This is a genomic window from Pseudomonas sp. UBA2684 (assembly GCA_002354655.1).
GTDB lineage: Bacteria > Pseudomonadota > Gammaproteobacteria > Pseudomonadales > Pseudomonadaceae > Aquipseudomonas.
In genome coordinates this window covers 40100-64470 of the sequence record DELY01000016.1, presented here as the reverse complement: position 1 = coordinate 64470, position 24371 = coordinate 40100, and the positions used below count along the sequence as shown (strand labels likewise).

General features: G+C 61.4%; 25 protein-coding genes. 16 read left to right on the top strand and 9 right to left on the bottom strand.

Features of this window, described 5'->3' with window-relative positions:
* Window positions 1-123: 123 nt before the first annotated feature.
* Both B3M58_RS07195 and B3M58_RS07190 read right to left on the bottom strand, forming a co-directional pair.
* A complete protein-coding gene (locus tag B3M58_RS07195; RefSeq protein ID WP_296217943.1) occupies window positions 124-960 on the bottom strand; it encodes an HDOD domain-containing protein in 837 nt (278 codons plus the stop codon).
* 37 nt (window positions 961-997) lie between these two features.
* Window positions 998-1939: a YgfZ/GcvT domain-containing protein gene (locus B3M58_RS07190; protein WP_296217942.1), complete on the bottom strand. Its 942-nt coding sequence runs from the start codon at window positions 1937-1939 to the stop codon at window positions 998-1000.
* A 196-nt stretch (window positions 1940-2135) separates the two neighbouring features.
* On the opposite strand from B3M58_RS07190, the gene B3M58_RS07185 reads away from it, so the two are divergent.
* Complete coding sequence (locus B3M58_RS07185; protein WP_296217940.1) at window positions 2136-2390, top strand: succinate dehydrogenase assembly factor 2; 255 nt, start codon at window positions 2136-2138, stop codon at window positions 2388-2390.
* Window positions 2374-2826, top strand: coding sequence for a protein YgfX (locus B3M58_RS07180; protein ID WP_296217939.1), 453 nt, complete (start codon window positions 2374-2376; stop codon window positions 2824-2826). Before B3M58_RS07185 ends, B3M58_RS07180 begins: the two co-directional genes overlap by 17 nt.
* Here the strand turns inward: B3M58_RS07180 and nadB are convergent.
* Window positions 2795-4411 (bottom strand): L-aspartate oxidase, encoded by a 1617-nt coding sequence (gene nadB, locus B3M58_RS07175; RefSeq protein WP_296217938.1) that lies wholly within the window; start codon window positions 4409-4411, stop codon window positions 2795-2797. The genes B3M58_RS07180 and nadB overlap by 32 nt on opposite strands.
* Window positions 4412-4789: 378 nt before the next feature.
* Between nadB and rpoE the strand changes: the two genes are divergently transcribed.
* The 12 genes from rpoE to pdxJ all read left to right on the top strand — a co-directional run bounded on the left by rpoE (window position 4790) and on the right by pdxJ (window position 15234).
* Window positions 4790-5371 carry an RNA polymerase sigma factor RpoE gene (gene rpoE, locus B3M58_RS07170; RefSeq protein ID WP_296217937.1) on the top strand — a complete coding sequence of 194 codons (582 nt, stop codon included), beginning with the start codon at window positions 4790-4792 and terminating at the stop codon, window positions 5369-5371.
* Between the two features lie 31 nt (window positions 5372-5402).
* Entirely contained in the window at window positions 5403-5993 is a 591-nt protein-coding gene (locus B3M58_RS07165) for a sigma-E factor negative regulatory protein (protein WP_296217936.1), read from the top strand.
* Window positions 5994-6001: 8 nt separating this feature from the next.
* Window positions 6002-6955, top strand: coding sequence for a MucB/RseB C-terminal domain-containing protein (locus B3M58_RS07160; RefSeq protein WP_296217935.1), 954 nt, complete (start codon window positions 6002-6004; stop codon window positions 6953-6955).
* Entirely contained in the window at window positions 6952-7404 is a 453-nt protein-coding gene (locus tag B3M58_RS07155) for a SoxR reducing system RseC family protein (RefSeq protein ID WP_296217934.1), read from the top strand. The genes B3M58_RS07160 and B3M58_RS07155 overlap by 4 nt, the downstream gene beginning before the upstream one ends.
* A gap of 25 nt (window positions 7405-7429) precedes the next feature.
* Complete coding sequence (locus tag B3M58_RS07150; RefSeq protein ID WP_414704060.1) at window positions 7430-8866, top strand: DegQ family serine endoprotease; 1437 nt, start codon at window positions 7430-7432, stop codon at window positions 8864-8866.
* A gap of 150 nt (window positions 8867-9016) precedes the next feature.
* Entirely contained in the window at window positions 9017-10816 is a 1800-nt protein-coding gene (lepA, locus tag B3M58_RS07145; RefSeq protein WP_296217931.1) for a translation elongation factor 4, read from the top strand.
* Between the two features lie 5 nt (window positions 10817-10821).
* Window positions 10822-11676, top strand: coding sequence for a signal peptidase I (gene lepB, locus B3M58_RS07140; protein ID WP_296217929.1), 855 nt, complete (start codon window positions 10822-10824; stop codon window positions 11674-11676).
* Between the two features lie 106 nt (window positions 11677-11782).
* A complete protein-coding gene (locus B3M58_RS07135; protein WP_296217928.1) occupies window positions 11783-12160 on the top strand; it encodes a DUF4845 domain-containing protein in 378 nt (125 codons plus the stop codon).
* Window positions 12157-12846, top strand: a complete 690-nt coding sequence (gene rnc, locus B3M58_RS07130; protein ID WP_296217926.1) for a ribonuclease III — start codon at window positions 12157-12159, stop codon at window positions 12844-12846. The genes B3M58_RS07135 and rnc overlap by 4 nt, the downstream gene beginning before the upstream one ends.
* Window positions 12839-13741, top strand: coding sequence for a GTPase Era (gene era, locus B3M58_RS07125; RefSeq protein WP_296217924.1), 903 nt, complete (start codon window positions 12839-12841; stop codon window positions 13739-13741). Before rnc ends, era begins: the two co-directional genes overlap by 8 nt.
* Before the next feature lie 61 nt (window positions 13742-13802).
* On the top strand, window positions 13803-14495 hold the full coding sequence (recO, locus tag B3M58_RS07120; RefSeq protein ID WP_296217923.1) for a DNA repair protein RecO: 693 nt from the start codon (window positions 13803-13805) through the stop codon (window positions 14493-14495).
* Entirely contained in the window at window positions 14488-15234 is a 747-nt protein-coding gene (pdxJ, locus tag B3M58_RS07115; protein ID WP_296217921.1) for a pyridoxine 5'-phosphate synthase, read from the top strand. The genes recO and pdxJ overlap by 8 nt, the downstream gene beginning before the upstream one ends.
* A 92-nt stretch (window positions 15235-15326) precedes the next feature.
* On the opposite strand, the gene cmoB is transcribed toward pdxJ, so the two are convergent.
* From cmoB to B3M58_RS07095, 4 genes are all read right to left on the bottom strand, one after another.
* Complete coding sequence (gene cmoB, locus B3M58_RS07110) at window positions 15327-16295, bottom strand: tRNA 5-methoxyuridine(34)/uridine 5-oxyacetic acid(34) synthase CmoB (protein ID WP_296217919.1); 969 nt, start codon at window positions 16293-16295, stop codon at window positions 15327-15329.
* Window positions 16292-17035 (bottom strand): carboxy-S-adenosyl-L-methionine synthase CmoA, encoded by a 744-nt coding sequence (gene cmoA / locus B3M58_RS07105; RefSeq protein WP_296217918.1) that lies wholly within the window; start codon window positions 17033-17035, stop codon window positions 16292-16294. The genes cmoB and cmoA overlap by 4 nt, the downstream gene beginning before the upstream one ends.
* A gap of 170 nt (window positions 17036-17205) precedes the next feature.
* Window positions 17206-17778 (bottom strand): hypothetical protein, encoded by a 573-nt coding sequence (locus B3M58_RS07100; protein ID WP_296217917.1) that lies wholly within the window; start codon window positions 17776-17778, stop codon window positions 17206-17208.
* Window positions 17779-17847: 69 nt separating this feature from the next.
* Window positions 17848-18501 (bottom strand): lysoplasmalogenase, encoded by a 654-nt coding sequence (locus B3M58_RS07095; protein WP_296217916.1) that lies wholly within the window; start codon window positions 18499-18501, stop codon window positions 17848-17850.
* A 184-nt stretch (window positions 18502-18685) separates the two neighbouring features.
* On the opposite strand from B3M58_RS07095, the gene B3M58_RS07090 reads away from it, so the two are divergent.
* A complete protein-coding gene (locus tag B3M58_RS07090) occupies window positions 18686-20380 on the top strand; it encodes a sensor domain-containing diguanylate cyclase (protein ID WP_296217914.1) in 1695 nt (564 codons plus the stop codon).
* 79 nt (window positions 20381-20459) lie between these two features.
* Here B3M58_RS07090 and B3M58_RS07085 read toward each other — a convergent pair whose 3' ends face one another.
* Both B3M58_RS07085 and lon read right to left on the bottom strand, forming a co-directional pair.
* Window positions 20460-20852 (bottom strand): protease inhibitor I42 family protein, encoded by a 393-nt coding sequence (locus B3M58_RS07085; RefSeq protein ID WP_296217913.1) that lies wholly within the window; start codon window positions 20850-20852, stop codon window positions 20460-20462.
* A 115-nt stretch (window positions 20853-20967) separates the two neighbouring features.
* Window positions 20968-23364, bottom strand: a complete 2397-nt coding sequence (gene lon / locus B3M58_RS07080; RefSeq protein WP_296217911.1) for an endopeptidase La — start codon at window positions 23362-23364, stop codon at window positions 20968-20970.
* Window positions 23365-23597: 233 nt separating this feature from the next.
* Here lon and B3M58_RS07075 point away from each other — a divergent pair, with 233 nt between their 5' ends.
* Window positions 23598-24350, top strand: coding sequence for an AraC family transcriptional regulator (locus tag B3M58_RS07075; RefSeq protein WP_296217909.1), 753 nt, complete (start codon window positions 23598-23600; stop codon window positions 24348-24350).
* Window positions 24351-24371 lie beyond the last annotated feature (21 nt).

Sequence of the window (24371 nt, the reverse complement as noted above, 5' to 3'; positions counted from 1 at the left end):
GGTTAGTTCAATTAGCCATTTCGGCGTCCGCGGCCCTGTCGCAGAACCTCGGCCAGTCGAACTTGAGTTAACCAACTAACCGTACAGGCCATTAGTGGCAGATAGCCGCATGCGCTCGCGGGGTTACTGCAGCATGCTCATGGCCGCGTCCATGGCGGCGGAGAGGTCTTCATCGGCCTGCATGTCGACACTCGGGTCGAGGCCGAGCTTGGCGAATGCCGGGATCTGGCTCCAGTCCAGCTGGGTGTAAGGGTGTTCGCTGCCCAGGTAGCTTTGCAGGGTGGCGACCTGGACGATATCGACGTAATCGACCTTGGCGCTGTTGCGGGTGAAGTCCAGGTATTGGCTGGGCACCATGGCAATCAGCTCGGGGAAATCCCAGGTGCGCAGGATCTTGTCGCCGATGATCGGGTGAATTTTTTCGATCACATGGTTGAGGCTGATCGAGTCGGCCAACAGCTCGCTGTGATCCTCGGCGTAGGTCAGGATCGGCAGTACGCCCAGTTGGTGAACCAGACCGGCCAGGGTCGCCTGGTCCGGCATCAGGCGGGTGTAGTGTTTGCACAGTACGTGGCAAATGCCGGCTATTTCCGTGCTTTTGTTCCACACTTCGCGCATTTTCCGGTCGACGACATCGGAGGTGGCCTGGAACATCTGCTCCATCGCCAGGCCGGTGGCCAGGTTGCAGGTGTAGTTGATGCCCAGGCGACTGACGGCCATCTGCAGGTCGGTGATTTCCTTATTGGTGCGCAGCAACGGGCTGTTCACCACCTTGATGATCCGCGCGGTCAGTGCGGCATCGTTGCCGATCACCTTGCTGATCTGCGGGATGCCGATGTCCGGGTCTTCCGCGGCTTCGCGCACTTTCAGGGCAACTTCCGGCAGGGTGGGCAGTACCAACTCATCGTTGTCGATGGCCTGGAGCAGTTCCTGTAGGACTTTATCGGCAAGCTTGCTCATTACGGTTCTCTTCGAAGTCGGGCAGCGTGGAGTGTAGTTAGCGCTGAATTTCGCGGTCGGAATCTAGGCTGTAGGGTAAATCGAGTAACGTCAGTGGCCGCTCTTGCGTGGCGTCGAGGTAGATGCGCCCATCGTTGGCCGCATCCTCTTGCAGCACCGCGAGCAACTCGATGCCGCTGTCGCCCTGCGCGGCGAGCACCACCTCGCCGACGCTACTTTTGTGCACCGGGGAGAATAGTTCGCTTGCCGCTTCCGGCAGTGCTCCCGCGGCCAGCGTCAGGCGATACAGGCGGCGCTTGAGCTTACCCAGGTACTGCATGCGCGCGACGATTTCCTGGCCGGTGTAGCAGCCTTTCTTGAAACTGACTCCGCCGAGCGCCTGCAAATTGAGCATTTGTGGGATGAACAGCTCACGGGTGCTGCACTGTACGTGGCCAATGCCGGCGCGGACTTGCGCCAGCAGCCACTGATTCAGCGGGGCTTGCGGCATGTGTGCGGCCAGCCGGGCGTGCAGGGTGTCGGCTTCGGCGGCAGGTGCCCAGAGCTCGGCGCGGCCGTCACTGAGGCGCACGGCGACGAGGTTGTGGGTGCGGGCGACGCTGTCGGGGCCGTGTGGCAGGTCCAGGCCGAGGTTGACCAAGGCACCATCGCCGCCGCTCAGGCCGAAACGCAGCCATTCGCTGCTGTCGTCGGCGAGCGTGGATTTGGAGAACACGGCGTACTTCTGCAAGTCCGTCAATTGCGGCTCAATCAGCTCGCGGGCCATGGCCAGTAGATAACCATCCGCCACGCTGAGAATGCGGAAACTCGACAGCATGCGGCCTTTCGGGGTGCAGCGGGCGCCGAGGCTGGAGTGGCTGTCGTTCAGGTAATTGAGGTTGCAGGTCAGTTGGCCCTGAAGGAATTTGCTCGCGTCAGGACCGCGAACGGCGAGGACGCCTTCGTGGCTGAGGGTGCAGAAAAATGCGGTATCGGCCATGGGGAATAGGGGTTCGCTGGATGAAAGTTAGGGGCGCCATCATAGAGTGCGGCCTTGGGCTTGTCAGCGGGTGCCGTTGTGCCAGTGCATGGCGCCCGGCGGGATGCGGGTCGCCGAGGTCAACAGCGCCGGCTTTCATCGTTATACTGCCGGGCTTTATCTTTATCACTGTCCGGCGCTATCAAGGAACTCCCCCATGGTCGATTCGATTGAACTCAACCGCCTGTACTGGCATAGCCGCCGCGGCATGCTGGAGTTGGATGTGTTGCTGGTGCCGTTCGTCAAAGAGGTCTATCCCACCCTCGATGCCGACGACCGCGAGCGTTACCGCAAACTGCTCGAATGCGAAGACCAGGATATGTTCGGCTGGTTCATGCAGCGTGCCGAGCCGGACGATGCCGACCTGAAACGCATGGTTCGCATGATCCTGGACCGTGTCCAACCCAAGTAACGGGTTCGAGTGCCACTGGCAGCCTTCGCGGCGCCTGCTGGTGCTGTATGCCGCTGCGCAAGCGCTGGCGCTGCTCACGTTGGTGCATGTCGATCTGGCGCTGTGGGCGTTTCTGCTGGGTGTCGGGCTGTGCCTGTTGCATGCCGTCTGGGTGCTGCCGCGGCATATCCTGCTGCGTTCGCCGCAGGCTTTCAGGGCCTTGCGCTATAGCACCGATGGCTGGCAGTTGTGGAATGCCGCCGCCGGCTGGCAGGCGATTCAGCTGCGTGCGGACAGTCTGGCGCTGCCGTTGGGCGTGGTGCTGCGCTTTCGTCTGGCCGGCGAGTGGCGGGTACGCGCGGTGTGCATCCCGCGCGATGCCATGCCGCGGGATATGCACCGGCGTTTGCGGGTGCGCTTGAAGTTCAGTCGCCGTAGGTGGGCGGAAGCAGAATAGTGTCGTGTGCTTGCGCTAGCTGTGCGGGGTAGTCGAGGGTGTAGTGCAGGCCGCGGCTCTCGCGGCGCTGCATGGCCGACTGGATCATCAACTCGGCCACCTGCGCCAGATTGCGCAATTCGATCAGGTCACGACTGACTTTGTAGTTGCTGTAGAACTCGTCGATCTCATCCAGCAGCAGGCGTACGCGGTGTTCGGCGCGCTGCAAGCGCTTGTTGGTGCGCACGATGCCGACGTAGTCCCACATGAAGCGCCGCAACTCGTCCCAGTTGTGCGCGATGATCACGTCTTCGTCCGAGTCGGTCACCTGACTGGCGTCCCAACTGGGCAGGCTGGCGGGCATCGCCACCTGATCCAGCTTGCTGACGATATCAGCGGCCGCCGAGCGGGCATACACGAAGCACTCCAGCAGCGAGTTGCTGGCCATGCGGTTGGCCCCGTGCAGGCCGGTAAAGCTGGTTTCGCCGATGGCATACAGGCCCGGCACATCGGTGTGGCCGGCTTGGTCGACGACTACGCCGCCGCAGGTGTAATGCGCGGCGGGCACCACCGGAATCGGTGCGCGGGTGATGTCGATGCCGAAATCCAGGCAGCGCTCGTAGACGGTGGGAAAGTGCGTTTTGACGAAGTCGGCGGGCTTGTGGCTGATGTCCAGGTACACGCAGTCCACGCCAAGGCGTTTCATCTCATGGTCGATGGCGCGGGCGACGATGTCGCGCGGCGCCAGTTCGGCGCGCTCGTCGAAGCGCGGCATAAAACGTTCGCCGTTGGGCAGTTTGAGCAGCGCGCCTTCGCCACGCAGCGCTTCAGTGATCAGAAAGCTCTTGGCCTGCGGGTGATACAGGCAGGTCGGGTGGAACTGGTTGAACTCCAGGTTGCCGACCCGGCAGCCCGCTCGCCAGGCCATGGCGATGCCGTCGCCACAAGCGCCGTCCGGGTTGCTGGTGTAGAGGTAAACCTTGGCCGCACCACCGGTGGCGAGGATGACGAAACGCGCACGGTAGGTGTCGACTTCGCCGCTGGCACGGTTGAGCACGTAAGCGCCGAGGCAGCGTTGGCCGTCCAGGCCCAGCTTGCGCTCGGTGATCAGGTCGACTGCCACGCGTTGCTCCAGCAGTTCGATATTGCTGCGCAGCCTGGCCTGTTCGAGCAGGGTGTTGAAAATTGCCGCGCCGGTGGCGTCGGCGGCATGAATGATACGCCGATGGCTGTGGCCACCCTCGCGGGTCAAGTGGAACTCGAAACCGCCGTCTTCGCGGGCGGTCTGGTCGTCGCGGGTAAAGGGTACGCCCTGATCGATCAGCCACTGAATCGCTTCGCGGCTGTGTTCCACGGTAAAGCGTACGGCGTCTTCACGGCACAAGCCGCCACCGGCGTTAAGGGTGTCCGCGACATGCGATTCGACGGTGTCCATGTCGTCGAGTACCGCCGCGACGCCGCCTTGGGCCCAATAGGTCGAGCCATTGGCCAGATTGCCCTTGCTCAGCACGGCAATGCGCAGGTGTGCGGGCAGGGTCAGGGCTAATGTCAGGCCGGCCGCGCCGCTGCCGATGACCAGAACGTCGTGTTGGTAGTGTTGGCTCATGTCCAGAATCCGCAAATAAGCGGCCCCTAGTATATAGAGGGGGTGAACGGCACAATAGCGCGCTTATGACCGACTGTGGTGCTTGGGAACTTTCTTAGTCTTTCAGGCTCCATAAACGGTCACCCAAAGAGGGACAGTGTCCGCTCGTCGAGGTTTTCTGAGGGCCGTTTCCGGCTTTCGGTTATCGGCCGGTGGGCGATCTAAGACAATTCGCGCAGCAGGGTGAAGGCCTTTGTTGCGTTATTCCGTGCAGGGCTAAAAGTGTTCTGCAGGAAGCTTGTTTGGAGGGGGAGAACTTTTGCGCAACGCCCGAGTCTATCTTGGCAAGCCGATTCACTGGCTGGCGCTGCACTCCTCCAAACTCAACGAGGAGTGTTCATGCTAACCCAGGAAGAGGATCAGCAGCTGGTCGAGCGCGTACAGCGCGGTGATAAGCGGGCATTTGATCTGTTGGTGCTGAAGTATCAGCACAAAATTCTCGGGTTGATCGTGCGGTTTGTGCACGACACCCATGAGGCTCAAGACGTCGCGCAGGAAGCCTTCGTCAAGGCTTACCGGGCGCTCGGGAATTTTCGCGGTGACAGTGCTTTTTATACCTGGCTGTATCGTATCGCCATCAACACGGCGAAGAACCATCTGGTGTCGCGTGGACGGCGACCGCCAGACAGCGACGTAAGTGCTGAGGATGCGGAGTTCTATGACGGCGATCACGCCCTCAAGGACATCGAGTCGCCAGAGCGAGCGCTGCTGCGGGATGAAATCGAGGCCACCGTGCATCGTGCCATCCAGCAATTGCCAGAAGATTTGCGTACGGCCCTAACCTTGCGCGAATTCGATGGTCTGAGTTACGAGGACATTGCGAGCGTCATGCAGTGTCCGGTTGGCACCGTGCGTTCGCGTATTTTCCGAGCGCGTGAGGCCATCGACAAATCCTTGCAACCGTTGTTGCAGGAAACCTAAGACAGCGGCGACAGCCAAGAGAGGAACCGCCATGAGTCGTGAAGCCCTGCAGGAATCGCTGTCCGCGGTGATGGATAACGAGGCGGACGAATTAGAGTTGCGGCGTGTGCTCAGTGCGAGCGATGACGCCGAGTTGCGTGCCACCTGGTCGCGCTACCAGATCGCCCGTGCCGTGATGCACAAGGAGCTGCTGGAGCCGCGTCTGGATATTGCATCAGCGGTGTCTGCGGCGCTGGCCGACGAGGCTGTGCCCGTGGCGAGCAAGCCGGTGCGTGGCCCCTGGCGTGCGGTCGGTCGCTTTGCCGTAGCGGCTTCGGTGACGGTTGCCGTATTGGCTGGCGTACGCTTGTACAATCAGGATGAAGTGGCAGGTGCGCAGTTGGCGCAACAGGCTGCTCAGCCGTCGCTGTCCATGCCGCAACTGCAAGGCCCGGCGATGCTGGCCGGCTTCAGCACTGCCGGCGAGCAGCCCAATGCATCGCCTGTTGCCGGTGAAGCTCAGCCAGGTTGGCATGAGCAGCGTCTGCCGGCGTACTTGCGTCAGCATGCGCAGCAAGCGGCGATGAACGGTAACGAAAGCGCGCTGCCCTATGCGCGTGCCGCCAGTTTGGAAAGCCGTTAAGGAGGCGCATGCGCTTTATCCCTTTCACCACGCTTCTGTTCGGCAGTTGGCTGGCGTTGCCCGCCGTCGCTGCCGATGCGCAAGATTGGTTGCAGCGCTTGGCCGAAGCTGAGCGTAGCCAGAGCTACCAAGGCACTTTCGTCTACGAGCGCAACGGCAGCTTTTCCACCCACAGTGTGTGGCATCGGGTGGAAGAGGGTGGCGCCGTGCGTGAGCGTCTTCTACAGCTCGATGGGCCTGCGCAGGAAGTGGTGCGTGTCGATGGGCGTGCTCAATGCGTCAGCGGCACCTTGGCTGACCAGGTCGTCGATAGCCAAGCGTGGCCAGCGCGTGAATTGGATGCCAAGCAGTTGGTCGAATGGTATGACCTGCGGGTTATCGGTGATTCGCGCGTGGCGGGCCGTGCCGCGGTAGTGCTGGCTCTGGTGCCGCGTGATCAACACCGCTATGGCGTTGAGTTGCATCTGGATCGCGAGACTGGATTGCCCCTGAAGTCCCTGTTGCTGAATGACAAGGGGCAGCTGCTTGAACGTTTTCAGTTCACTCAGTTGGATATTTCCGCGGTACCTGAAAACGAATTGCTGCAGCCCAGTTCTGCCTGTCAGCCGGTACGTGCGGCTGAGGCGAAAGCGTCGGTGGCCGAAAACTGGCGTTCCGATTGGTTGCCCCCCGGTTTTAATCTGAGCACGGTAACCGAGCGGCGTAGCCCGGCTTCCGAGGCATCGGTGGCCTGCTTGGTGTATGACGATGGGCTGGCGCGTTTCTCTGTGTTCCTTGAGCCGCTGCATGGCGCCTCGGTTGAGGATGCACGCAGCCAGCTCGGTCCGACCGTGGCTGTTTCCCGGCGATTGTCGACCAACGACGGTGATGTGATGGTCACGGTCGTCGGGGAAATCCCATTGGGTACCGCTGAGCGGGTCGCCCTGTCGATGCGCACGGCCGAGGTGCCGGCGGCGCCATGATCGAGGAGCAGGGGCGGGTGGTGGCTGTCGAGTCCGGCGCTGTGTGGGTCGAGACGTTGCGTAAAAGCACCTGTTCCAGTTGTTCGGCGAATGCCGGTTGCGGCCAAGGCCTGCTGGATAAGTTGGGTGTGAGCGGGCGTCGCGGTCATGTGCGCGCATTGTCCGATCTGCAGTTGCGCATTGGTGACGCGGTGGTGATCGGTGTGCGTGAGGACCTGCTGGTGCGGGGTTCGCTGCTGGTGTATCTCGTGCCTCTGCTGGGGCTGTTCGCGGCTGCATTGCTGGCCAACCAATTGGCGTTGGGCGAACCGTTGGTAATCCTCTGTGGTTTTCTCGGCATGCTGGTCGCCTGGTGCGGCGTGCGTTGGCACAGTCTGCGTACGGCCCACGATCCAGCCTTGCAACCCGTGGTTGTGCGTGCTTTGTTGGCAGGCGCTGCGGCGTTCTGATTTTTTGTTCTGGATGGGGAGTTGTATGTCGATGCCTAGCCTGAAGCTGTCTTTTTCCGCGTTGTTCGCTGTCTTGTTGTTGGGGCAGGCGGCTGTCGCTCAAGCGAATTTGCCGGACTTTACCGAGTTGGTCGAGGACGCCTCGCCGGCCGTGGTGAACATCAGTACCCGGCAGAAGGTGCCGGATCGCGTGGCCGCCAATGGCGGTGGCCAGACGATGCCCGATCTGGAAGGTTTGCCGCCAATGTTTCGCGAGTTCTTCGAGCGCAATATTCCGCAGGTGCCGCGTGCGCCGGGTGGCGGTCGTCAGCGTGAAGCGCAATCGTTGGGCTCGGGCTTCATCATCTCCGCCGATGGTTATGTGTTGACCAACAATCACGTGATTGCCGATGCCGATGAAATCATCGTGCGTCTGTCTGATCGCAGTGAGCTGGAGGCCAAGTTGATTGGCAGCGACCCGCGTAGCGACGTGGCTCTGCTCAAGGTCGAGGGTGAGAACCTACCGATCGTGAAACTGGGCAAGTCCGAAGACTTGAAAGTCGGTGAGTGGGTCTTGGCCATCGGCTCGCCATTCGGTTTCGATCATTCGGTGACGGCCGGGATTGTTAGCGCCAAGGGGCGCAGCTTGCCGAACGAGAGCTATGTGCCGTTCATCCAGACCGATGTGGCGATCAATCCCGGCAACTCGGGTGGGCCGCTGTTCAACCTGGCGGGTGAGGTGGTCGGCATCAACTCGCAAATTTTCACGCGCTCTGGCGGTTTTATGGGGCTCTCCTTTGCCATACCGATGAGTGTGGCGATGGATGTAGCCAATCAGCTCAAGGCGGATGGCAAGGTCAGCCGGGGCTGGCTGGGTGTGGTGATTCAGGAAGTGAACAAGGACCTGGCAGAGTCCTTCGGTTTGGAGAAGCCCGCCGGTGCGCTGGTGGCTCAGGTGTTGGAGGGCGGGCCGGCAGCCAAGGGCGGCCTGCAGGTGGGGGATGTCATTCTCAGTCTCGACGACAAGCCCATCATCATGTCGGCCGACCTGCCGCATCTGGTGGGCAGTCTCAAGCCTGGCAGCAAGGCCGAGCTGGATGTGGTGCGCGAGGGCGCCCGCAAGACGCTGCAGTTGACCATTGGTGCTTTGCCGGAAGACGGTGAGGCATTGGCGGGCGCCGTTGTGCCGGGTGTCGAACGCAGCAGTAACCGCTTGGGGGTCAAGGTCGTTGAATTGACGGATGAGCAGAAGAAAGGCCTCGACCTGAAAGGAGGTGTGGTGATTACGGAAGTGCAGGACGGTCCTGCGGCGCTGATTGGTCTGCGTCCGGGCGATGTGATCACGCACTTGAACAATCAGGCGATCGGCTCGGCGAAAACCTTCACTCAGGTGGCGCAGGAGTTGCCGAAGAATCGTTCGGTTTCGATGCGCGTGCTGCGTCAGGGGCGTGCCAGCTTCATTACCTTCAAATTGGCCGAATAAGCCGCGCAAGTGTTGAAAAAGGGCGATTTCGGTCGCCCTTTTTCATGCCTGCCGATTGGCGCCTGGGCGTGACGTGCAGGGCGGCAATCGGGTACACTTCGCGGCTATTTTCGGCGGGCAGTCGCCTGCGACCTTTTCGAGTGTTGTCCTGTGAGTGACCTGAGTCATATCCGCAATTTCTCCATCATCGCCCACATCGATCATGGCAAGTCCACCCTGGCTGACCGGTTCATCCAGATGTGTGGCGGCCTGGCCGAGCGTGAAATGGAAGCGCAGGTGCTGGACTCCATGGACTTGGAGCGCGAGCGCGGGATCACCATCAAGGCTCATAGCGTGACCCTGTATTACACGGCGCGTGATGGCAAAACCTACCAGTTGAACTTCATCGACACCCCCGGTCATGTCGACTTCACCTATGAGGTCAGCCGCTCGCTGGCGGCTTGTGAGGGCGCGCTGCTGGTGGTCGATGCCGGCCAGGGCGTCGAGGCGCAGTCGGTCGCCAACTGCTACACCGCCATCGAGCAAGGCCTTGAGGTCATGCCGGTGCTGAACAAGATCGACCTGCCCCAGGCTGATCCGGACCGGGTCAAAGAAGAAATCGAAAAAATCATCGGCATCGATGCTACCGATGCGGTGACCTGCAGTGCCAAGACCGGGCTGGGCGTCGACGAAGTGCTGGAACGTCTGGTTCACACCATTCCCGCACCGACCGGCAATATCGAAGACCCCTTGCAAGCCCTGATCATCGACTCCTGGTTCGACAACTACCTGGGCGTCGTCTCGCTGGTGCGAGTACGCCACGGTCGGATCAAGAAGGGTGACAAGGTGCTGGTGAAATCCACCGGTAAGATCCATCTGGTCGATAGCGTTGGCGTATTCAATCCCAAACACACCGCCACGGTTGATCTGAAAGCTGGGGAAGTGGGTTTTATCATTGCCGGCATCAAGGACATTCACGGTGCGCCAGTGGGCGATACCCTGACCTTGAGCTCCACCCCTGACGTCGACGTGCTGCCGGGCTTCAAACGCATCCAGCCGCAGGTCTACGCCGGTCTGTTCCCGGTCAGCTCCGACGACTTCGAAGACTTCCGTGAAGCCCTACAAAAGCTCACGCTGAACGACTCCTCGTTGCAGTACACCCCGGAAAGTTCGGACGCGCTGGGCTTCGGTTTCCGTTGCGGGTTCCTCGGCATGCTGCACATGGAGATCATCCAGGAGCGCCTGGAACGCGAGTACGACCTCGACCTGATCACCACCGCGCCGACGGTGATTTTCGAGCTGCTGTTCAAGACTGGCGAGACGATCTACGTCGATAACCCGTCCAAGTTGCCGGATTTGTCGGCGATCGAAGACATGCGCGAACCGATCGTGCGTGCCAATATCCTGGTTCCGCAGGAGCACCTGGGCAACGTCATTACCCTGTGTATCGAAAAGCGTGGCGTGCAGCACGACATGCTGTTCCTCGGTACCCAGGTGCAGGTCAGTTACGACCTGCCGATGAACGAAGTGGTCTTGGACTTCTTCGATCGTCTGAAGTCGACCAGCCGCGGTTATGCGTCGCTGGACTACCACTTCGATCGTTATCAATCGGCTAATCTGGTCAAGCTGGATGTATTGATCAACGGTGAGAAAGTCGACGCCCTGGCGTTGATCGTGCACCGTGACAACGCGCACTACAAAGGTCGTGCGTTGACCGAAAAGATGAAAGAACTGATTCCGCGACAGATGTTCGATGTGGCGATCCAGGCTGCCATTGGCGGACAGATTGTGGCGCGTACGACCGTCAAGGCACTCAGAAAGAACGTATTGGCCAAATGCTACGGCGGTGACGTTAGCCGTAAGCGCAAACTGTTGGAAAAACAGAAGGCCGGTAAGAAACGCATGAAGCAGGTCGGCAACGTGGAAATTCCACAAGAAGCCTTCCTTGCTGTGCTCAGGTTGGATAGTTAGGTCCTATGTCACTAAATTTCCCGCTGTTGCTGGTCATCGCCGTCGCCGTGTGTGGCGCGCTGGCGTTGTTCGACCTGATTTTTCTCGCCCCGCGTCGGCGTGCGGCCATCGCCACCTACCACGGCCAGGTCAGCGAGCCTGACGAGGTGGTGGTCGATCGGCTGAACAAGGAACCGCTGCTGGTGGAGTACGGTAAATCGTTCTTCCCGGTGCTGGCGATCGTGCTGGTGTTGCGGTCTTTCCTGGTCGAGCCGTTCCAGATTCCATCGGGTTCGATGAAGCCGACCCTGGAAGTGGGCGATTTTATTCTGGTCAACAAGTTTGCCTATGGCATTCGCCTGCCGGTGCTCGACAGCAAAGTCATCGAAGTCGGTGATCCGCAGCGTGGCGATGTCATGGTGTTCCGCTACCCGAGCGACCCGAATATCAACTACATCAAGCGTGTGGTTGGCTTGGCCGGCGACCGCATTCGCTACAGCACGGACAAACAGCTGTTCATCAATGATCGCCCGGTTGCCCAGCAGTTGATCGGCGAAGAGCCGGGCAGCCTTGGCAGTGCGGTGTTGTATGAAGAGCAACTGGGTGAAGCCGAGCACCAGATCCGCAAGGAAATGAACCGTTATCGGGTTGAGCCGGGGCGTGAATGGGTGGTGCCGCAAGGGCATTACTTCATGATGGGCGACAACCGCGACAACTCCAACGACAGCCGTTACTGGAACGATCCGGCCATCGCCAAACCCTTGCTGGGCATGGTGCCGGACAAGAACATCGTCGGCAAAGCCTTTGCCGTGTGGATGAGCTGGCCAGATCCGAAGCTGCGCAATCTGCCGAACTTCTCCCGCGTCGGCCTGATTCACTGACGTTCTGAGTATTTTGCGGCGCTGTTCAATACGGCGCCGCACGCTATATATAGTCTTGTCTTGAGCCTTTCAGGCTTTCACACAACGTCGAACTTTGGGGACAAACATGACATTTGCGCGCTCGCAAAAAGGCTTGTCGATACTGAGCTGGCTGGTAGTACTGGCGGTCGTGGCGTTCTTCGCCAGCACGGCATTCAAAGTGTTGCCGCATTACCTCGACTATATGTCGATGGAGAAAATCATTACCTCGGTGGAAACCGATAAAGCCTCGGATATTCGTACCGTTGGCGATTTCTACAGCCATGTCAGCAAGGGCATGCAGGTCAACAGTATTCGCGATCTGAAGCTGGAAGATGCACTCAAGGTGACGATCGAGAACAATGAGTTTCTCGCCCACCTGAAGTACGAAAAACGTGAGCCGCTGATCGAGAACCTCGATCTGGTGGTGCATTTCGATAAAGAATTCCGCGTGCGCATGCCGTGAGTTCTTCGTTAGTCCGTCTCGAGCGTCAGCTCGGTTATACCTTCCAAGACCAGGACCTGATGGTCCTGGCGCTCACTCACCGCAGCTTTGCCGGGCGCAACAACGAGCGTCTGGAGTTCCTTGGCGATGCCATCCTCAACTTCGTTGCCGGCGAGGCGCTGTTCGAGCGCTTCCCGCAGGCGCGCGAAGGTCAGCTGTCGCGTTTGCGCGCACGCCTGGTCAAGGGCGAGACCCTGGCGGTGCTGGCGCGTGGTTTCGACCTGGGTGAATACCTGCGTCTCGGTTCGGGTGAGTTGAAGAGTGGCGGTTTTCGCCGCGAGTCGATTCTTGCCGACGCTTTGGAGGCCCTGATCGGGGCGATTTACCTGGATGCCGGTATGGATGCGGCGCGTGAGCGGGTGCTGGCCTGGTTGACCAATGAACTGGATGGCTTGACCCTGGTCGATACCAACAAGGACCCGAAAACCCGCTTGCAGGAGTTTCTGCAGTCGCGTGCCTGCGATCTGCCGCGTTACGACGTGGTGGATATTCAGGGCGATCCGCATTGCCGGACATTCATCGTCGAGTGTCAGGTTACTTTATTGAATGACAAAACCTTGGGCCAAGGGGCCAGCCGCCGCATTGCCGAACAGGTTGCTGCGGCCGCTGCCTTGATTGCGCTGGGTGTGGAGAACGGCCATGACTGATTCACCTGCAACACGCTGTGGCTATGTCGCCATCGTCGGCCGGCCCAACGTGGGCAAGTCGACGCTGCTCAACCACATCCTCGGGCAAAAGCTGGCGATCACCTCGCGCAAGCCGCAGACCACTCGGCACAACATGCTCGGGATCAAGACCGAGGGTGAGGTGCAGGCGATCTACGTGGATACGCCCGGTCTGCACAAGAACAACGAGAAAGCCCTCAATCGTTTTATGAACAAGAATGCCTCGTCGGCCCTGAAAGACGTCGATGTGGTGATTTTTGTGGTCGACCGTACCCGCTGGACCGACGAGGACCAGATGGTTCTCGAACGTGTGCAGTACGTGCAGGGCCCAGTGATTCTGGCGATCAACAAAACCGATCGCATCGAAGACAAAACCGAGCTGATGTCGCACCTGGAGTGGCTGGCAACCCAGTTGCCGAATGCCGAGATCGTCCCGGTTTCCGCTCAGCATGGGCATAACCTCGACACCCTGGAAAAGCTGGTCGGCGAACGTCTGCCCGAGGGCGTGCACTTCTTCCCGGAAGACCAGGTTACTGATCGCTCCAGCCGCTTCTTCGCCGCCGAATTGGTGCGCGAGAAGATCATGCGCCAGCTGGGTGCCGAGTTGCCGTACCAGATCGCCGTGGAGATCGAGGAGTTCAAGCGCGACGGGCGCATCCTGCATATTCACGCGCTGATTCTGGTCGAGCGTGACGGGCAAAAGAAAATCATCATCGGCGACAAGGGCGAGCGGCTCAAGCGTATCGGCCAGGAGGCGCGCAAGGACATGGAAGTGATGTTCGACTCCAAGGTCATGCTCAACCTGTGGGTCAAGGTCAAAGGCGGTTGGTCGGACGACGAGCGCGCCTTGCGTTCCTTGGGCTACGACAACATTTAACCGCTGTTCGATGCGTAGGGCGGATCGCCGCCCGGCCCGCCCTATTCAGTAGCCTAACGCCATGACCGCTCAGCCTGCCTATGTTTTGCACAGTCGCGCATACCGCGAGAGCAGTGCATTGGTGGATTTCCTCACGCCCCAAGGGCGCCTGCGTGCCGTGCTACGCGGTGCACGGGGCAGGGCGGGTACCTTGGCGCGGCCGTTCGTGCCGCTGGATGTCGAGTTTCGCGGGCGCAGCGACCTGAAGAACGTCGCTCGCCTGGAAGCTGCCGGTATCCCCAACCTGCTCAGCGGTGAAGCGCTGTTTAGCGGCCTCTACCTGAATGAACTGCTGATCCGTCTGTTGCCGGCGGAAGACCCGCACCCGGCGATGTTCGAACACTATGCCATGACGGTTCTGGCGCTGGCCCAAGGGCGTGCGCTGGAGCCCTTGCTGCGCGCATTCGAATGGCGCTTGTTGGATGAGCTGGGCTATGGTTTTGCCCTCGACAGGGACGTGCGCGGCCAGCCAATCGCGGTGAGCGGTTTGTACCGACTGCGTGCCGATGCCGGGCTGGAGCCTGTTGGTCAGCTACAACCTGGCGTGTTTCAAGGTGCCGAGTTGCTGGCCATGGCCGAAGCCGATTGGACTGCGCCGGGCGCCCTGGCGGCTGCCAAACGTCTGATGCGCCAAGCCCTGGCGCCCCATTTAGGCGGTCGACCGCTGGTCAGCCGCGAACTGTTTATGACGCTCAAGGAGCCGACCCGTGACTGATGCCAATCGTATTCTGCTGGGTGTGAACATCGACCATGTGGCGACCCTGCGCCAGGCCCGTGGCACCCGCTATCCCGACCCGGTGAAGGCCGCGCTGGATGCCGAAGAAGCCGGCGCCGACGGCATCACCGTGCACCTGCGCGAAGACCGCCGGCACATTCAGGAGCGTGACGTGCGCCTGCTCAAGGAGGTCATGCAAACGCGGATGAACTTCGAGATGGGCGTCACCGAAGAGATGCTCGCCTTCGCCGAAAGCATCCGCCCCGAACACGTCTGCCTGGTACCGGAAACCCGCCAGGAACTTACGACTGAAGGTGGCCTGGATGTGGCCGGGCAGGAGGCGCGGATTCGTGCCGCCGTGCAGCGCTTGAGCCAGATCGGCTGCGAAGTGTCGTTGTTTATCGACCCGGACGAGCAGCAGATCGCCGCCTCCAAGCGGGTCGGCGCCCCCGCCATCGAGCTGCACACCGGCCGTTATGCCGACGCCCATAGCCCGGAAGAAGCGGCGCGTGAGCTGGCGCGGATTCGCGACGGCGTAGCCTGCGGTCTGGCCCATGGCCTGATCGTCAATGCCGGCCATGGCCTGCATTACCACAACGTCGAGCCGGTAGCGGCGATTGCCGGAATCAACGAGCTGAACATCGGCCACGCATTGGTCGCCCACGCGCTGTTCGTTGGCTTCAAGCAGGCGGTGGTGGAAATGAAGCAGCTGATAGTCGCGGCGGCCAATCGCGGTTAGTGCGTAGGACGGACATGCCGCAGGCCTCTCCGCCTTAACCGGTGGACAAGCTGGCGCATGTCCACCCTACGGGAGCTGTGATGTATTAAGGTTTATGGCTTGCGTGCAATCAATACGGCGCGGCTGGGTGCCGGCAGGCCTTCGATCGTGCGGCTGTGGTCGGCCGGGTCGAGGAACTCGGGCAGCGACTGAAAGCGCATCCACTCGGTCGAGCGTTGTTCGTCCACCGAGGTGGTGCTGACATCCACGCAGCGCACGTCGACGAAGCCGGCGCGGCGTAGCCACAACTCCAACGCCGGCACCGAGGGCAGAAACCAGACGTTGCGCATTTGTGCGTAGCGGTCTTCGGGCACCAGCACCTGTTGCGCATCGCCTTCCACCACCAGGGTTTCCAGTACCAGTTCACCGTCCTTGACCAGGCAATCCTTGAGATCAATCAAATGATCGATGGGCGAGCGGCGGTGATACAGCACGCCCATAGAGAACACCGTGTCGAAGCCTTGCAGCTTGCTCGGTAACTCCTCAAAGGCCAAAGGCAGGTGCCAGGCCGGCAGCTCGGGCAAGTAGTTCTTCATCGCCAGGAACTGGCAGAGGAACAGCCAGTTGGGGTCGATGCCGACCACGCTGTCGGCGCCGGCGCCGAGCATGCGCCACATGTAGTAGCCGTTGCCGCAGCCGACATCCAGCACGCGTTTGCCCGCCAGGTCGAGGTAGGGTGCGACGCGTTGCCATTTCCAGTCGGAGCGCCACTCGGTATCCACGTGCACGCCAAACAACTCGAACGGCCCTTTGCGCCACGGGATCAGGCCTTGCAGCGCGGTCGTCAGGGCGGCGCGGCTGGCATCGTCGCACGCGCCGTCGAAGCTGAAGTTTTTCCGCAGCTCCAGGCGTTCGACGTCGAGTGTCGGCAGGGCTTGTACCGCGCCATACCAGCGTTGCAGGTCGCCATGGCCGGTCGCCAGCTTGGCGTCGATTTGGCCGGGCAGCCCCGCCGACCAGTCTTGCAGCGCAGTGCCCGCCAGTTGCTGTTGCAGGGCGTCGAGGTCGAGGCGGCTAATCATGGCAGGGCAATCAAGGAGGCGAAGTTAAGGCACTGGAACCACGGCACCACCTTGCTGAACCCCGCGGCGAGCAGGCGCTCGCGGTGCTGTTCGAGGCTGTCCGGCAGCATGACCTTTTCGATGGCGCTGCGCTTCTGGGCGATTTCCAGCTCGCTGTAGCCGTTGGCTCGCTTGAAGGCGATATGCAGCTCGCCAAGCAGCTCATGTTGCTGGCTGTCCTCGAAGCGCAGCTTCTCCGAGAGAATCAGCGCGCCACCGGGCAGCAGGGCTTGGCGGATACGCCTGAGCAGGGCCAGGCGCTGCTCGGGCTGGATGAATTGCAGGGTGAAGTTCAGTGCCACCAGCGAGGTCGGCTGGAAGTCCAGGGCCAGGATGTCGGCCTCAAGCACCTCGACCGGCAGCAACTCCTGAAACATCGAGTCCTGCGCATGCAGGTATTCGCGGCAGCGCTCGACCATGGCACTGGAGTTGTCCACGGCGATCACCCGGCAATCCTCGATCTGCACATGCCGGCGCAGGGCCTGGGTCACGGCGCCCAGCGAGCTGCCGAGGTCATACAGCACGCTGTGCGGCTGGGCGAACTGACTGGCCAGCACGCCGATATTCTCGACAATGGTCGGATAGCCGGGCACCGAGCGCTTGATCATGTCCGGGAACACCCGCACCACGTCCTCGTTGAAGGCGAAGTCCGGCACCTGGGCCAGTGGCTTAGCGAAGAGACGGTCGGGTTGTTTGCTCACGACGGTTACCAAGAGGGGGCGAGAAAAGCCGGCAATTTTAGCGTGAAAGTCGCGTAGCGACGACTGCCTTATGACCTTCTCCCTCGCCGGGCAGAAGGCGCGGATGCCGCGCAAGCGCTCCTGCTGCGCCAGGGGGCTTGCGGCCTGCCCATGCAGCCAGGTGCGGCGGCTTACTTCAATTGGTCGGAAAAGTACTCGCCAGCGCCTTGCAGCGGCCCCAAGGGATTGCGTTTGACCTCGAAGCGGCGAATATTCGGCTCGCCGTTGCTGACCTTGTGCACCAGCGTGTCGTCGACCAACACGAACACCGCGCGGAAGGCCCAGCCCTGCAATTCACGCTGCTTGCGAAAATTGAACACGTCGGCCCAGAAGCTGCCGACTCGCTGGGTGTCGGTCTTGGTGAACTCGAAGGCATAGCCAATGCAGCGATCCTTGGCTTCCAGGCATTGCACCAGCCCGTCCGGCAGGTAGCTGATGGGGATGTTCGGTTGCACGAACATCAGGCGCACGTCGATAAACGAAAGCATCTTGCCGTTGCCTTCGGCCAGCGGGTCGAAGCCCAGGGAGAACAGCTCGGCACGACTGGTCGCGCCGGGAATGGCCTGGGAATAGCGCATTTCCGCATCCAGGTAGTCGCTGAAGGGCGACTGCACCTCGGCGCGCTCACTGGGTAACAGGCTGCCACAGCCACTCAAACAAACCAGCGTTGCAATCGTTGCAACTTCACGCCAGCGGACAGCCATGTCTTCTTCTCCCGAAGTCGAACTCTGTCTACTTGCTATAGCCGATTTAGTGACGCTCTGCTGTTGCGTTTATGAAACAGTTGTGTGATTGCTCTGGCGCTGTCGCGCCGACGCGGCAATTGCCCATTGGCCGAGCCAGTAACTGAGGATGATGGCGTAAGGCGCCGCCGCGAAGGGCGCCACAAAACGGTTGATGCCGATCAGGCTATCGGACAGCACGAACAGCGCGGCACCGCCGGCGGCCAGCCCGCTTGAGTGCGCGTCGAGCCCCGCGCTAGCAACGCGGGCCAGCGCGCGCCAGAGCATCGCGCTGATGGCCAGGGTGTACAGCAGCACCGGTATCAGCAGTGGCCCGAGACCGCCGCTGGCCAGCACGGCAAACATGCCGCCGCCAATGCCCGTCGCGAGTAACAGCAAGGCGTAGGCCGGCCGCCGGCAATCGCTGAGGTAGGCGCGCAGATACGCCAGATGAGCGAGCAGGAACGCGCCAAGGCCGAACACGAACAGGTCGCCGGGCCAATCCAGCAGCAGGTCGCCCGCCAAGGAACACAGCAGGCCGATGCCGATCCAGCGCCGGTACACGCCAGGCGCCGCACTGCGTAGCCAGCACAGCAAGGCCAACATCGGCAGCCCCTTGCTGGCCAGGCTCAGCAGCGGCCAGTCTGCGGCGCGGCCGTAGAGAAACACTGCGGCGCCCAACAATGCCAAGCTCAACCAACGCATGTGCAGCCTCCTTGGCTGAATCGATGCGGCACTATGGCCATGCTTGTGGCTAACGCCCAGGCGCTAAACGTCAGGGCCGGGAGCATTTCGCGCCGCCGTGTGAGTGCCGCCCGCTATTGCGAAATGCAGCGACATTACAATTGCTTGTTAAGCTAGAAGGGCTTCATACAAGGAATCGCGATTAATGATAAGAACTGCCACCGGCCTGAAAGTTGGTTTTGTCATAGCCATCCTGATGCTCGTGTTGAACATGTTGGTGCCGTTTTTCGGCGCTCGTTGGGTCAATGCGGCCTTGATCGAACATGACCGCCAAGAGCAACTCGGTCGTCACTTGCAGCAACTGCTGTCGGGGCTGAAGGACGGCGAAACCGGCCAGCGCGGCTTCGTTATCACTGGCCGTGAGGATTATTTGACCCCGCTGTATCAGGGTTTTGGCGATGTTGATCGGCTCTACCAGACACTCAGCCAGAGCCTGGACGACGAGCAGTTGCTCGTGCTGCACAGCTTGCGGCCGCTGATCGACGAGCAGCGCGACTACTTCACCACGAGCATCGAAACTCGCCGCAACCAGGGCCTGGTGGCAGCTAGCGAGCGAATCAGCAGCGGTAAGGGCAAGCAGTTGATGGACGGCATCCGCGCGCGGGTGGACAGTATTCAACAGGCGACCAATCAGAACTCGCTGCTGTCGCAGCAGGAAATCGCCTGGCGCGAAGGGCTTAGCCGAGCCGTCCTGATATTGGTCGCGGTGCTCGATTTGTTGGTGATTGCGCTGCTCTTTCACTTCACCTTCCGCGCGTTGCACGAGGGGCGTGAGGGCCGTCGTCAGCTGCAGAGCCTCAGCGAGCAATTGGCCAATGGCATGCAGCGTGTGGAGTTGCGTAACCGCGAGATATCCCTGCTCAGCCGCATGGCCGGTGCGTTGCATTCGGTGAATGCCTTCGATGAGTGCTTCATGATCATCGGGCGTTTTGCCGAGCAGCTATTTCCCCGCAATGCGGGCTGCATGTTTCTCTATCATCCGTCCCATGATGTGCTCGAAGAGGTGGCGCATTGGTGCGATTGGCCGGCGGGCTTGGAGTTGTTCGAGCCGAATCAATGCTGGGCATTGCGCCGTGGGCAAAGCCATCAGGTGGTGGACGCGCGCAAGGAGTTGATCTGTCCGCATTTGCAGCACAACGAACTGCTGCATGCCGGCTACCTCTGTGTGCCGTTGATGGCGCAAGGTGAGCCGCTGGGCGTACTGACCTTGCGGGGCACCCCGAGCGTCGATCTGGAGTTGGCGGAAACTTTCGCCGAGCAGGTGTCGCTGGCGGTGGCCAATCTGTCGTTGCGCGAGAGTCTGCGCAAGCAATCGGTGATCGACGCGTTGACCGGGCTGCACAATCGCCGCTTCCTCGATGAAAGCCTGCGTCGCGAGTTGCTGCGTGCCTCGCGCAACCAATCGAGCCTGGCCGTGGTGCTGCTGGATGTTGATCACTTCAAGCGTTTTAACGACAGTTTTGGCCATGAGGCCGGCGACCTGGTGCTGCGCCACTTGGCCCTGGAAATGAAGCGCCAGGTGCGCGCCAGCGACCTGGCCTGTCGCTACGGGGGCGAGGAGTTTGCCCTGATCATGCCGGAGATCGGCCTGGACGATGCCGTCGAGCGCTGCGAAGCCTTGCGCCAGGCGGTGATGCGTTTGCAGGTGCATTACGGTGGGCAGGCGTTGGGTGCGATCAACATCTCGCTGGGCTTGGCGATGTTCCCGCAAGACGGCGAGGAGGCCGAGGGTTTGCTGCATGCCGCCGACAGTGCGTTGTACGAAGCCAAGCGTAGCGGCCGCAATCGGTTGTGTGTGTACCAGGCGGGTCTGACCAGCAAGCCGGTGGTGCTGACCTGAGCGGCGGCATGCGTGTTGGCGGGTGGGCGCCGAGGTTTGCTGCCGGCGCAGGTTGCGGCTTAAGTAAACAGCTGAGCGGTTACTTCGCCTTTACTTGGCAATCGAAGGTTTCTGCCGGCGCCACCTCGGTTTCCCACGGGCGCTGATAGGTCAGCAGCAGATGCCCGCTACCGGCTTGCTTGACCGCAAAGCGCCAGGTGGATTGTCCGGCACTGCCAATCAGACCGGCGTCCTCCGGGTTGCTGTAGACCTCTGGGCCGAGGCTGGTGAGCACGCTTTCGGCACCGTCGCGCAGTACCCAGCGAAAACCGGTGGTGGGGTTGCTTGGCAGGGTCAGCACCAGTTGCTGGCCGCTGTGCAGGTTCAGCGGGCACTGGCTTTGCTGCTGCACCGTAAGGCTGCCGGGCTGGTGCGCACAGGCGCTCAGCAGGGCGAGGGCGAGCGGCAGTAAGAGGCGGTGGGCAGGGCTCATCGATGGCTCCAGTGATCGGCAAAGGCCTGCCAGCATAGCGTTTGTGTAGCGCCGGGCGTAACCCATTGGCACGGCAGCCGGGTGGGCTAAAGCCGCCCGGCGGAGTCGAGCAGGTTCAGTCGAACAATACCTTGGCCACATCGTTGTAGCGTTTGGCGAAGTGCACCGTCAGGCCGTCCTTGAGGTAATCCGGCAGTTCTTCATAGGAACCGCGGTTGGCCTCCGGCAGGATCAGCTCGAAGATTTTCTGCCGCCGCGCCGCGATGACTTTCTCGCGTACCCCGCCAATCGGCAGCACCTGGCCGGTGAGGGTCAGTTCGCCGGTCATGGCCACGCCTTTTTTCGGCGCCTGGTTGCGCGCCACCGAGAGCAGGGCGCTGGCCATGGTCACGCCGGCGCTGGGGCCGTCCTTGGGGGTGGCGCCTTCCGGCACGTGCAGGTGGATAAACGCCTGGTCGAAAAAGCTCGGCTCGCCGCCATACTGCTTCAGGTGCGAGCTGATGTAGCTGTGGGCGATCTCTGCGGATTCCTTCATCACCTCGCCCAGCTGCCCGGTCAGCTTGAAGCCACGGTTCAGCGTATGAATGCGCGTCGCCTCGATCGGCAGAGTGGCACCGCCCATGCTGGTCCACGCCAGCCCGGTGATGACCCCGACGCCGGAGAGCACCTGTTCACGGCGGAATACCGGCATGCCGAGGTATGCCTCCAGGTCTTTCGGGCCGATCTTGATGCGGCTGTCGGGGGCGTCGAGCAGTTTGACCACCGCCTTGCGCACCAGCTTGCCGAGCTGCTTTTCCAGTTGTCGCACTCCGGCCTCGCGGGCGTAGCCTTCAATCAGCGCTTTCAGTGCAGGATCGCTGATGCTCAGGCGATTTTTCGGTACGCCGGCCTTTTCCAGCTGCTTGGGCCACAGGTGGCGCTTGGCAATGGCCTGTTTTTCTTCGGTGATATAGCCGGACAGGCGAATCACTTCCATGCGGTCGAGCAGCGGGCCGGGAATCGAGTCCAGGGTGTTGGCGGTGCAGATGAACAGCACCTTGGACAGGTCCAGGCGCAGGTCCAGATAGTGGTCGAGGAATTCGACGTTCTGCTCCGGGTCGAGGGTTTCCAGCAATGCCGAGGCCGGGTCGCCTTGGTAGCTGGCACCGAGTTTGTCGATCTCGTCGAGCATGATCACCGGGTTCATCACCTCGACTTCTTTCAGCGCCTGCACCAGCTTGCCCGGCAGGGCACCGATATAGGTGCGGCGGTGGCCCTTGATCTCCGCTTCGTCACGCATGCCGCCCACGCTGAAACGGTAGAACGGTCGGCCGAGGGATTCGGCGATGGATTTGCCGATGCTGGTTTTGCCGACGCCAGGGGGGCCGACCAGCAGCACGATGGAGCCGGCAATCTCGCCTTTGAAGGCGCCGACCGCGAGGAATTCGGTGATCCGCTCCTTGATGTCGTCCATACCGGCGTGGTGGTGGTCGAGCACCCGGCGGGCGTGTTTCAGGTCGAGCTTGTCCTTGCCGTATACGCCCCACGGCAGGGCGGTGGCCCAGTCCAGGTAATTGCGCGTGACCGCGTATTCCGGCGAGCCGGTTTCGAGGATCGACAGCTTGTTAAGTTCTTCGTCGATACGCTTGCGTGCCTGCTCGGGCAAGTTCTTGCCCGTCAGGCGCTGCTGGAACTGCTCGGCATCGGCGCTACGGTCATCCTTGGTGATGCCCAGTTCGTGCTGGATGATTTTCAGCTGTTCCTTGAGGAAGAAATCGCGCTGATGCTCACCGACCTTGCGGTTGACCTCGGCGGACAGCTCGTTCTGCAGACGAGCGACTTCCACCTCCTTGCGCAGCAGCGGTAGCACCTTCTCCATGCGCTTGAGGATCGGTACGGTGTCCAGCACTTCCTGCAACACATTGGCCGGCGCGGTAGTCAGCGCCGCGGCGAAGTCGGTGAGCGGCGACGGCTGGTTGGGGCTGAAGCGATTGAGGTAGTTCTTCAGCTCTTCGCTGTACAGCGGGTTGAGCGGCAGCAGTTCCTTGATCACGTTGATCAGGGCCATGCCGTAGGCCTTGACCTCGTCACGGCCGTCACTGGCGTTGCGTGGGTATTCCACTTCAGCCAGATAGGGCGGGCGGTGGTGCTTGAGCCAGCCACGGATGCGCACGCGGTCCAGGCCCTGGGCGACGAACTGCAGCTTGCCGTCACCGCGGCTGACATGGTGTATGCGCACCAGGGTGCCGTGCTCCGGCAGGCTGGCCGTATCGAAGTGGCGCGGATCGGTGACGGGCTGATCGACGTAAAACAGTGCCAGGCAGCGGTGCTCGGTGTTGCTCACCAATTCCAGGGTTTCCGCCCAGTGCTCCTCGTTGACGATGACCGGCAGCACTTGCGCAGGAAAGAACGGCCGGTTGTGAATCGGGATCACATACAGCTTGTCCGGCAATTGTTGGCCGGGCAGCACCAGGCTGTGGCTGCCCTGGCTGGTTTGCTCGGCGACGGTTTCAATGTCCTGTTGATCGTTCATGCGGCACCTGTAATGGCTCGTTGAGTGTTACATGGGGCGATGCGCGGGGTTTTTCAATCGAATAGCCGGGACATAGGGCGTTAATCAGTGTTGCAGCATGCGTGTGCGCGGGCCGCTTGGGCGAGGCGTTTGCATGCACGATGCGCGCTGTTGCAGGCCATTTGTCGTGCAGGCTGCAGTTTTTCCGGACAAAAGGGTAAAGTGCCGCCATTCCCACCAGGGTTGCCGTTGCCATGCTCAAAGCCCGCCTGATCCGTCTGGCCGACCAAGCCCACGAACATACCCACGACCATCATCAATTGGTGCTGTCGTTGTCCGGTCGTGCCGAGTTCGAGGTCAATGGTCGGGGCGGCGAGGTGTGCCGCATGCGCGCCTGCCTGGTGCCGGGCGATGCCGATCACCAGTTCGCCGGCATGGGCGACAACCGCATGTTGATCGTCGACCTGGACGAGCAGGGCATCTCCAGTGAAGACCTGGAATTGCTCACGCACCTGTTCGAGACTCCGCGTTACCCCCAGTTGGACGCGGATTTCCAGAACCTGCTCAGCTACGCCGGTGCCGAACTCGAGCGCTACGGCAGCGACCCGCTGTTGGCGCGCTCGCTTGGCGGCGTGTTGTTGCGGGCATTGCACCTGCGCCTGTTCGGCGAACAAGCGCCACGGCTGCTCGGTACGCTGAACCTGGAGCGGCTGGATGCCTATATTGGCGAGCACCTGGCGCGGCGTATCAGCGTCGCCGAACTGGCGCAGGTCGCCTGCCTCAGCCCCAGCCATTTCCATGCGCAATTCAAGGACAGCGTCGGCCTGACGCCACACCAGTACCTGTTGAAAACCCGTCTCGACCGTGCCGCCCGGTTGCTGCGCGAGAGCGCTCTACCGCTGATTCGCATCGCCGAAGAATGCGGTTTTTCCAGCCAAAGTGCCTTGACCACGGCCATGCGCCGCTACCTGGGGTTGACCCCCAAGCGCCTGCGCGGCGCCGAATAGCCCATCGCGGCAACATCTTGC

Bases quoted from the DNA above. Each gene is read 5' to 3' on its own strand.
- B3M58_RS07185 (WP_296217940.1), top strand. From the start codon at position 2,136: ATGGTCGATTCGATTGAACTCAACCGCCTGTACTGGCATAGCCGCCGC.
- cmoB (WP_296217919.1), bottom strand. From the start codon at position 16,295: ATGATTAGCCGCCTCGACCTCGACGCCCTGCAACAGCAACTGGCGGGC.
- B3M58_RS07155 (WP_296217934.1), top strand. From the start codon at position 6,952: ATGATCGAGGAGCAGGGGCGGGTGGTGGCTGTCGAGTCCGGCGCTGTG.
- B3M58_RS07190 (WP_296217942.1), bottom strand. From the start codon at position 1,939: ATGGCCGATACCGCATTTTTCTGCACCCTCAGCCACGAAGGCGTCCTC.
- B3M58_RS07195 (WP_296217943.1), bottom strand. From the start codon at position 960: ATGAGCAAGCTTGCCGATAAAGTCCTACAGGAACTGCTCCAGGCCATC.
- B3M58_RS07100 (WP_296217917.1), bottom strand. From the start codon at position 17,778: ATGGCTGTCCGCTGGCGTGAAGTTGCAACGATTGCAACGCTGGTTTGT.
- era (WP_296217924.1), top strand. From the start codon at position 12,839: ATGACTGATTCACCTGCAACACGCTGTGGCTATGTCGCCATCGTCGGC.
- B3M58_RS07150 (WP_414704060.1), top strand. From the start codon at position 7,430: ATGTCGATGCCTAGCCTGAAGCTGTCTTTTTCCGCGTTGTTCGCTGTC.
- nadB (WP_296217938.1), bottom strand. From the start codon at position 4,411: ATGAGCCAACACTACCAACACGACGTTCTGGTCATCGGCAGCGGCGCG.
- B3M58_RS07090 (WP_296217914.1), top strand. From the start codon at position 18,686: ATGATAAGAACTGCCACCGGCCTGAAAGTTGGTTTTGTCATAGCCATC.
- B3M58_RS07085 (WP_296217913.1), bottom strand. From the start codon at position 20,852: ATGAGCCCTGCCCACCGCCTCTTACTGCCGCTCGCCCTCGCCCTGCTG.
- B3M58_RS07165 (WP_296217936.1), top strand. From the start codon at position 5,403: ATGAGTCGTGAAGCCCTGCAGGAATCGCTGTCCGCGGTGATGGATAAC.
- B3M58_RS07095 (WP_296217916.1), bottom strand. From the start codon at position 18,501: ATGCGTTGGTTGAGCTTGGCATTGTTGGGCGCCGCAGTGTTTCTCTAC.
- lepB (WP_296217929.1), top strand. From the start codon at position 10,822: ATGTCACTAAATTTCCCGCTGTTGCTGGTCATCGCCGTCGCCGTGTGT.
- B3M58_RS07135 (WP_296217928.1), top strand. From the start codon at position 11,783: ATGACATTTGCGCGCTCGCAAAAAGGCTTGTCGATACTGAGCTGGCTG.
- B3M58_RS07160 (WP_296217935.1), top strand. From the start codon at position 6,002: ATGCGCTTTATCCCTTTCACCACGCTTCTGTTCGGCAGTTGGCTGGCG.
- rpoE (WP_296217937.1), top strand. From the start codon at position 4,790: ATGCTAACCCAGGAAGAGGATCAGCAGCTGGTCGAGCGCGTACAGCGC.
- recO (WP_296217923.1), top strand. From the start codon at position 13,803: ATGACCGCTCAGCCTGCCTATGTTTTGCACAGTCGCGCATACCGCGAG.
- B3M58_RS07075 (WP_296217909.1), top strand. From the start codon at position 23,598: ATGCTCAAAGCCCGCCTGATCCGTCTGGCCGACCAAGCCCACGAACAT.
- lon (WP_296217911.1), bottom strand. From the start codon at position 23,364: ATGAACGATCAACAGGACATTGAAACCGTCGCCGAGCAAACCAGCCAG.